General features: G+C 69.8%; 8 protein-coding genes. 2 read left to right on the top strand and 6 right to left on the bottom strand.

The genetic code is table 11. From position 1 onward, the window contains the following. On the bottom strand, positions 1-286 hold a 286-nt coding region (locus KVT45_RS50910), incomplete at its 3' end, for a CoA transferase (protein ID WP_217561217.1). Positions 287-361: 75 nt separating this feature from the next. On the opposite strand from KVT45_RS50910, the gene KVT45_RS50905 reads away from it, so the two are divergent. Next, positions 362-1,531 (top strand): acyl-CoA dehydrogenase family protein, encoded by a 1,170-nt coding sequence (locus KVT45_RS50905; protein ID WP_217561215.1) that lies wholly within the window; start codon positions 362-364, stop codon positions 1,529-1,531. 43 nt (positions 1,532-1,574) lie between these two features. On the opposite strand, the gene KVT45_RS50900 is transcribed toward KVT45_RS50905, so the two are convergent. From KVT45_RS50900 to KVT45_RS50880, 5 genes are all read right to left on the bottom strand, one after another. Continuing rightward, on the bottom strand, positions 1,575-2,516 hold the full coding sequence (locus KVT45_RS50900; protein ID WP_217561213.1) for an SDR family NAD(P)-dependent oxidoreductase: 942 nt from the start codon (positions 2,514-2,516) through the stop codon (positions 1,575-1,577). A gap of 79 nt (positions 2,517-2,595) precedes the next feature. Further along, the gene (locus KVT45_RS50895; protein ID WP_089103724.1) at positions 2,596-2,790 is read right to left on the bottom strand and encodes a ferredoxin; all 195 of its coding nucleotides are present in this window, start codon (positions 2,788-2,790) and stop codon (positions 2,596-2,598) included. A gap of 19 nt (positions 2,791-2,809) precedes the next feature. After that, positions 2,810-3,997 (bottom strand): NAD(P)/FAD-dependent oxidoreductase, encoded by a 1,188-nt coding sequence (locus KVT45_RS50890; protein ID WP_217561211.1) that lies wholly within the window; start codon positions 3,995-3,997, stop codon positions 2,810-2,812. A gap of 119 nt (positions 3,998-4,116) precedes the next feature. Next, positions 4,117-4,857 (bottom strand): SDR family NAD(P)-dependent oxidoreductase, encoded by a 741-nt coding sequence (locus KVT45_RS50885; RefSeq protein ID WP_217561209.1) that lies wholly within the window; start codon positions 4,855-4,857, stop codon positions 4,117-4,119. Between the two features lie 115 nt (positions 4,858-4,972). Next, positions 4,973-5,365 carry a carboxymuconolactone decarboxylase family protein gene (locus KVT45_RS50880; protein WP_217561207.1) on the bottom strand — a complete coding sequence of 131 codons (393 nt, stop codon included), beginning with the start codon at positions 5,363-5,365 and terminating at the stop codon, positions 4,973-4,975. 290 nt (positions 5,366-5,655) lie between these two features. Between KVT45_RS50880 and KVT45_RS50875 the strand changes: the two genes are divergently transcribed. After that, complete coding sequence (locus KVT45_RS50875; RefSeq protein WP_217561205.1) at positions 5,656-7,317, top strand: NAD(P)/FAD-dependent oxidoreductase; 1,662 nt, start codon at positions 5,656-5,658, stop codon at positions 7,315-7,317. The last annotated feature ends 80 nt before the right edge of the window (positions 7,318-7,397 follow it).

The raw sequence follows: 7,397 nt of genomic DNA, 5'->3' as shown, positions 1-7,397 counted from the left end.
CCTCCGGCCCCAGTCCCAGCCGCCCCATGACGCCGGGGCGGAAGCCCCCGATCAGGACGTCGCACCGCCCGGCGAGCCGCAGCGCCTCCTGGCGGCCCTCGGCCGACTTGACGTCGAGTTCGACGACGGGCCGGTTCTCCGCCAGCGCGGGCCGGGCGGTGCGCGGCCTGGTGACGGCCAGTACGTCGGCCCCCAGATCGGCGAGCAGCATGCCCGCGAACGGCCCGGGCCCCAGACCGAGGAACTCCAGGACCCGCAGATCGCCGAGGGGTGGAACCGCTGACATCGGTCCTCCTATGATGACTCCCGCGCCATAGGGTATATCAGTTAGCGATTTTAGATAATGACCTGGGAGCGGGCCATGCCGTACAGCTTCTACGAGGACGACCACACCGCCTTCCGCCGGACCGTGCGCAGCCTGGTCGAGCGCTCGGTGGCACCGCATCTGGAGGAGTGGGAGGAGGCGCGCCTCATCGACCGCTCCGTCTGGAAGGCGGCGGCCGCCGCGGGTGTGCTGGGACTGCGCATACCCGAGCGGTTCGGCGGGGCGGGCGCCGACGACTACCGTTTCCGGTGCGTGATCCAGGAGGAACTGGCCGAGGTCGGGGCGGCCGCCCTGGCGTCCGGCTTCTCGATCAACGAGGACATCGTCGCCTCGTACCTGGTCAGGTTCGGGACCGACGAGCAGCGGGAGCGGTGGCTGCCCGGCATGGCGGCGGGTGAGGTGGTGGCCTCGATCGCCATGACCGAGGCGGGCGGCGGCAGCGAACTGCGCGGGGTACGCACCACCGCGCGGCGCGAGGGGACGGACTGGGTCCTCAACGGCACCAAGACGTTCATCACCAGCGGTTCCAGCTCCGACCTGGTGATCGTGGCCGCTCGCACCGGGGAGGCGGCCGGCCGTTCCCGGCTCTCCCTGTTCCTCGTACCGTCCACGGCACCGGGATTCCAACGGGGGCGCAAGCTGAAGAAGTTGGGCCTGCACGCACAGGACACCGCCGAGCTGTACTTCGACGAACTGCGACTGCCGCCCGAGGCCCTGCTGGGCGCGGAGGGAGCGGGCTTCGGCCAGCTCACCGCCCAACTCCCGCTGGAACGGCTTTCGATCGCCTGGCGGGCGGTGGTTGCGGCGGAGGCGGCCGTGCGCTGGACGGTGGCGTACACGCGGGAGCGCCAGGTGTTCGGGCGGCGGCTCGTCGACTTCCAGAACACCCGGTTCCGGCTGGCCGAGCTGACCACCGAGGTCGAGGTGACCCGCGGCTACCTGGAGCGCTGCATCCTCGACCTCAACGAGGGGACACTCGACGCCGTGACCGGGGCCAAGGCCAAGTGGTGGGCCACGGAACTCCAGAACCGGGTGGTCGCCGCCTGCCTCCAACTGCACGGCGGTTACGGCTACATGGACGAGTACCGGATCTCACGGGCGTACGCCGACGCACGGGTGCAGACACTCGTCGGCGGCACGACCGAGATCATGAAGGAGATCATCGGCCGTGACCTGGCCGGACCGAAGCCCGGCGGGGACGCCTGAGCCGGATGCCCCGGCCCGCGTCCGCCGCCGGTCGGGCAGGCGTCTACGAGGACGCGCCGCCCGGCTTCTCGCTGAACTGGTGCCCGAGGAAGGCGCCGGTCCACGCCATCAGGTCCCCGGGCACGTAGTAGTCCTTCTCGTCGTTGATCACGTCCCAGTTCTTCACGACGTCCTCGATCGTGGCCGGACCGTCCTCGTGCACATAGCCGGGCGTGGACCCGATGAAGAAGCGCGCGAAGCGGCTGGCCCCCGCCGCGTAGATCTCGCCGTTGACCGGGCAGGCCTCGTGGGCGAGATAGGCGACGATCGGCGACACCGCCTCCGAGGGCATGCCCGCCTGCTGGGCGGCGGCCTCGGCCGCGGCCTCGTCCTCGATGCCGCCCATGCGGGTCAGGGCGGCCGGGGCGACCACGTTCACCTTGATGCCGTGCGGTTCGCCGGCCAGCCGCGCGCTGCGGGCCAGCCCGACCACGCCGCCCTTGGCCGCCGCGTACGACAGGTTGTTGTCGAGGCCGAACAGACCTGCCGACGTCGTCAGCACGACGCGGCCGTACCCCTGCTCGACGAAGTGCGGCCAGGCGGCCTTCATGGTGTTGAACGAGCCGAGCAGGTGAACGGCGAGATGGCGTTCGAGGTTGTCGAGGTCGACCTCGGGCAGACCGGCCCACCTGATGATGCCGGCGTTGTTGATGACGATGTCGATACGGCCGAAGGCGTCCAGCGCGGAGTCGATGATCGCCTTGCCGCCCGCCTCGGTGGAGACGTCGTTGGTGTCGGCGACGGCCTGGCCGCCGGCCGCGACGATCGAGTCGGCCGCTTTCTGCGCCGGACCGGCGTCGGTCCCCTCGCCCTCCATCGATCCGCCGAGGTCGTTGACGACGACCTTCGCTCCCCGTTCGGCGAGCAGACGGGCATGGGCCCGCCCGATACCCCGCCCCGCGCCGGTGACGACGGCCACGCGTCCTTCGAAGCTGAACTCACTCATGGGTGACTCCTGTCGTACTGCGCTGTCCCACCGTGCCTGTCTTCCGGGTCTCCCGGGCCTTCCGGACCGCCACAGCCGGCTACTCCGCTATGCGGATGGCGAGTGCGGGGCACACCGCAGCCGCGTTACGGACGTCGTCCGCCAGCTCCGCCGACGGGTTCTCGTTCAGCAGGACGACGATGCCGTCCTCCTCACGCTGGTCGAAGACGTCCGGGGAAGCGTTCACGCACTGTCCGGCGGCGACGCACTTCTCCTCGTCGATGAGAACCTTCATGAAACCTCTCCCATTCGTGTCAGGGGGTGGAGACGGGGGTGTGCAGGGCGTCGACGACCTCCTGGCGGCGCAGGCGCGTCTGCTTGGGCATGTTCCAGCCCAGCACCCCGGTCACCGCGCCCTCGCTGGAGTACCGGAGGACGAATCGGCGGGCAGCCACATCGCCTTCGACGACCTCCACGTCGGCGTCCGCGGGCAGCAGCCCGTGGACCTGGAGCTTCGCCTCGAACTGGTCGGTCCAGAAGTAGGGCACGGGCGCATACGGCCGGTCCTCGCCGAGAACGACGCCGGCGACGGCCGCGGCCTGCTCGGTGGCGTTCGTACGGTTCTCCAGGCGCATCAGGCGGCCATAGCCCTCATGGTGGAACCGGGCCACGTCACCGACCGCGTAGATCCCGTCCGCCGCACGGCAGCGGGAGTCGCACACGACGCCGTTGTCCAGGGTCAGGCCGCTGTCCGCCAGCCAGTCGGTCGCCGGCGAGGCCCCGATGGCGACGACGACCACGTCCGCCGCGAGCGTCTCCCCGGTGCTCAGTTCCACCCCGGTGACGCGCCCGTCCCGGCCGCTCAGCCCCGCGACCCCGGCCCCCAACCGCAGTCGTACGCCGTGCTCCTGGTGGAGTTCCGCCAGCAGTCCGGCCACCATCGGGCCCACTTGCAGGGCCATCGGTGCGGACAGCGGACCGGTGAGGGTGACCTCCAGCCCCAGCGTGCGTGCGGTGGCCGCGATCTCCGATCCGAGCACGCCCTCGCCGACCACGACCAGCCGCGCGCCGGGGCGCAGTTCCGCCTTCAGGGCGAGTGCGTCGTCGAGCCCTCGCAGCACGTACACGCCCGCGAGGCCCTGCTGACCGGGCAGGGTGCGAGGCCGGACGCCGGTGGCGAGCACGACCGCGTCCGCGGACAGCTCCCGTCCGGACGCGGTGCGCACGGTCCGGGTGGCCGGGTCCAAGGCAACCGCCTCGTCGCCGAGCACGAAGTCGGCGGCGAGGCCGGAAAGGATCTCCGCCGTGCGCAGCGTCACCCGCTGTGGTTCCCACGCACCGGACAGGACCTGCTTGGACAGGGGCGGCCGGTCGTACGGCGCGTGCGGCTCGTCGCCGATCACGGCGATCTCGCCGGTGTACCCCTTGCGTCGCAGCGACTCCACCGTGGTGAGCCCGGACGCCGACGCGCCCACCACCAGGATCCGTCCGGGGGCGGTCATGCGCTCACCCCGGCGGCCTGGGCACCATGCTCGATCCTCATAGCTGACTCCGATGTTGCTTCATACGTTCTCTCAAAATAGACCAGACGGTCTAAACAATAAAGCGGGAGGGCGGGATGTCACGCGAGATAGCGTCCGCCGTTGGTGCTGAGGGTCTGTCCCGTGACGTAGCCCGCTTCCTCGGAGGCCAGATAGGCGACCGCGTAGGCGACATCCTCGGGCCGGCCGGCCCGCTTCATCGGCATCGTCTGCGCGACCGCGTCCACGTCGATCGGCCCTTGCCGTACCAGCGGGGTGTCGATGAAGCCCGGGGGCACGTGGTTGACGGTGATGCCCTTGTCCGCGAACTCGATGGCCAGCGCCCTGGTGAGGCCGATGACCCCGCCCTTGGAGGCCGCGTAGTGCGCCATGGCCGGCGCACCGGTCTGCGCGGACGAGGACGAGATGTTGACGACGCGTCCCCAGCCCGCTTCCAGCATGTCGGGCACCAGTTCCTTGGTGACCAGGAACGGCCCCTTGAGATTGATGCCGATCATGCGGTCCCAGGCATCCTCAGTGATGTTGACGAACGGCTGGTAGGCCGTGATCCCCGCGTTGTTGACGAGGATCGTGACGGGCCCCAGCTCCGCCCGGGTCCGGCCCGCCGCCGCGGCCACGGCGTTGGCCTCGGCCGCATCCCCTCCCACGGCGATCGCCGTTCCGCCCGCCTCCTGGATCGCACTGACGGTCTTCTCGGCCCCTGCGACATCCAGATCCCACACCGCGACCTTCGCACCCTGCGCCGCCAGCACCGTCGCGACCGCCTGGCCGATACCCCGGGCGCCGCCGGTGACGACGGCGACCTTTCCCTGCAATGACATACCCCTGCTCCTCACTCGTGTGACACCGCGCGACGCGGCTCCGACAGACCCCGCCGCCCGGCCGGCTACGCAACCCCTGCATCCGTCCGGCGCCCCATGGAGCACCGCCCCCCTGTCAGTCGGGGAGCGCCTCCCGTGCGGCGTTCCGGGCCGCCGTCGCGGCCGGGAAACCCGCGTAACCACTGGCGTGGTAGATGACTTCGGCGATCTCGTCCCGGGTCAGACCGTTGGTGACACCGATCCGGAAGTGGGTCCGCAGTTCGGTCTCCGCGCCGAGCGCGATGAGGATTCCCAGGGTGACCAGGCTGCGGTCACGCGGACTGAGCCCCTCACGGGCCCACAGGGATCCCCACACACTGGTCAGGCCGATCTCGACCAGTTCCTCCCCGAGGCGTCCGTCCCGCAGGTCGATGTCCCCGTCGGGGAACACCCCGGGCAGTGCGTCTCGCATGGCCTTGAGCCCGGCACCGCGCAGGTCGGTCGGCTCTTCGACATTCTTGGCCGTCATGGGCGACTCCTGTTGGCACGACACTGTGTCCTCCCCGCGCCCTGAAAGTTAGTCCAATCGGTCGGTATAATCAACGACCAGGACAGGAATCACCTGTCGCCAGGCCGCGAAGGAGTTCGCGGCGGACATTCAGAGGGTCGCCCACCGCCCCGCAGGCATCTCCTCACGGCACGGCCATTGATCGAGCCAGGGCCCTGCTCTACTCTCACCTCAATCTTCGATCGATCGGTCGAAATAACAAACTCGGGCTCACGCGGGCGGAGCAGCCCCCTGTGCACTGTGGAGGGCAGATGAGCAAGACGACGAAGAAGGCGGCCGCGGCACCCGGAGGTCAGGCCGATCCGGCCGACCTGCTGGACGTCGTGGTCATCGGCGCGGGTGTCACCGGCATCTACCAGCTGTACCGGGCTCGCGAGGCGGGCCTCTCGGCGAAGCTGCTGGAGGCCGGCAGCGGCGTCGGCGGCGTGTGGTACTGGAACCGCTATCCCGAGGCACGCTTCGACTCCGAGAGCTACACCTACGGCTACCTCTTCTCCAAGGAGCTGTGGGAGGAGTGGGAGTGGTCGGAGCAGTACGCCGGACAGCCGGAGATCGAGCGCTACTTCAACCACGTGGTCGACCGGTTCGACCTGCGGCGCGACATCGCCGTCAACACCAAGGTGAGCTCGGCCGTCTTCGACGAGCCGTCCGGCACCTGGACGGTGGCGGCGGAGAACGGCACCACGGTCCGGACGCGTTTCCTCGTCGCGGCCACCGGGAACCTCTCGGTCCCCTTCATCCCCGGCATCGCGGGCCGGGAGGACTTCAGGGGCGAACAGCACCACACCAGCCGCTGGCCGAAGAAGCCGATCGACTTCACCGGCAAGCGGGTGGCGCTCATCGGGACCGGCTCCAGCGGCGTCCAGATCGTGCCGGCCATCGCCGACGAGGTGGCCTCCCTGACCGTCTTCCAGATGAAGGCGGACTGGGTCACACCGCTCAACAACAGGCCGATCACGGCCGAGGAGCAGGCCGGGCTCAAGGCGGACTACGAGCGGATCCGGGACACCCTCAACACCTCCCCCAGCGGGTTCCTGCACGCCATGAACCCGGTGATGGGCGGGGACGTCAGCCCCGAGGAGCGCCAGGAGTTCTACGAGAAGGTCTGGAACAGCCCCGGCTTCACGAAGCTGACCGAGCACTACCGCGACATGACGTTCAATCCCACCGTCAACGCCGAGTGGTGCGACTTCATGGCCGGGAAGATCCGCGGCATCGTGAAGGACCCCGCGACGGCGGAGAAGCTGATCCCCACCGACGGCGGCTACGGCGCCCGGCGCCCGCCGTTCGGCACCGGCTACTTCGAGGCCTACAACAAGCCGGCCGTCTCGCTCGTCTCCCTGCCCGAGGAGCCCATCGTCCGGTTCACCGAGACGGGCATCGAGACCTCGACGGGCCTGCGTGAGTTCGACATCGTCATCTGGGGCACGGGCTACGACTTCGGTACCGGTGCACTCAACCGCCTGGGGGTGCGCGGCCGGCAGGGGCTGGCGCTGGAGGAGCACTGGGCGAACGGCCCGCGCACCTACCTGGGGATCGCCGCGGCCGGGTTCCCCAACTTCTTCTTCCCCGGCGGCCCGCACGGCGCACTCGGCAACAACCCGCGCTACGCCGGCGACCAGGTGGACTTCGCGCACGAGGCCCTGCTGCACGCGTACAAGCAGGGCTACGACGTGATCGAGGTCAAGGCCGCGGCGGAGCAGGAGTGGACCGACCTCATGAACAACAGCGACAACATGTCGATCTTCCAGAAGGCCAGCTACTTCTACGGGGCCAACATCCCCGGCAAGGCGGTCAGCCAGCTGCTGAACCCCACCGGGCGGTGGAAGCTCCAGGAGCTGATCCAGGAGGTCCGGGAGAGCGACTTCAACACCTTCGACCTGTCGAAGGCGGGCAGCGCGGCCGACGCGTGACACCTGCTCGCCGCCACGACCACGCCGGTGCCCCGGGAAACGGATCCCGGGGCACCGGCGTGCGAGTGCGTGCGACCGTG

Origin of the sequence: Streptomyces sp. GbtcB6 (genome assembly GCF_019091475.1) — a bacterium.
GTDB classification, from domain to species: domain Bacteria; phylum Actinomycetota; class Actinomycetes; order Streptomycetales; family Streptomycetaceae; genus Streptomyces; species Streptomyces hyaluromycini.
The sequence above is the reverse complement of the archived record's forward strand: the minus strand, read 5'-3'. Positions and strand labels throughout refer to the sequence as shown.

Excerpts from the sequence above, each read along its gene's own strand:
- KVT45_RS50905 (WP_217561215.1), top strand. The coding sequence starts at position 362 with ATGCCGTACAGCTTCTACGAGGACGACCACACCGCCTTCCGCCGGACC.
- KVT45_RS50900 (WP_217561213.1), bottom strand. The coding sequence starts at position 2,516 with ATGAGTGAGTTCAGCTTCGAAGGACGCGTGGCCGTCGTCACCGGCGCG.
- KVT45_RS50895 (WP_089103724.1), bottom strand. The coding sequence starts at position 2,790 with ATGAAGGTTCTCATCGACGAGGAGAAGTGCGTCGCCGCCGGACAGTGC.
- KVT45_RS50890 (WP_217561211.1), bottom strand. The coding sequence starts at position 3,997 with ATGACCGCCCCCGGACGGATCCTGGTGGTGGGCGCGTCGGCGTCCGGG.
- KVT45_RS50885 (WP_217561209.1), bottom strand. The coding sequence starts at position 4,857 with ATGTCATTGCAGGGAAAGGTCGCCGTCGTCACCGGCGGCGCCCGGGGT.
- KVT45_RS50880 (WP_217561207.1), bottom strand. The coding sequence starts at position 5,365 with ATGACGGCCAAGAATGTCGAAGAGCCGACCGACCTGCGCGGTGCCGGG.
- KVT45_RS50875 (WP_217561205.1), top strand. The coding sequence starts at position 5,656 with ATGAGCAAGACGACGAAGAAGGCGGCCGCGGCACCCGGAGGTCAGGCC.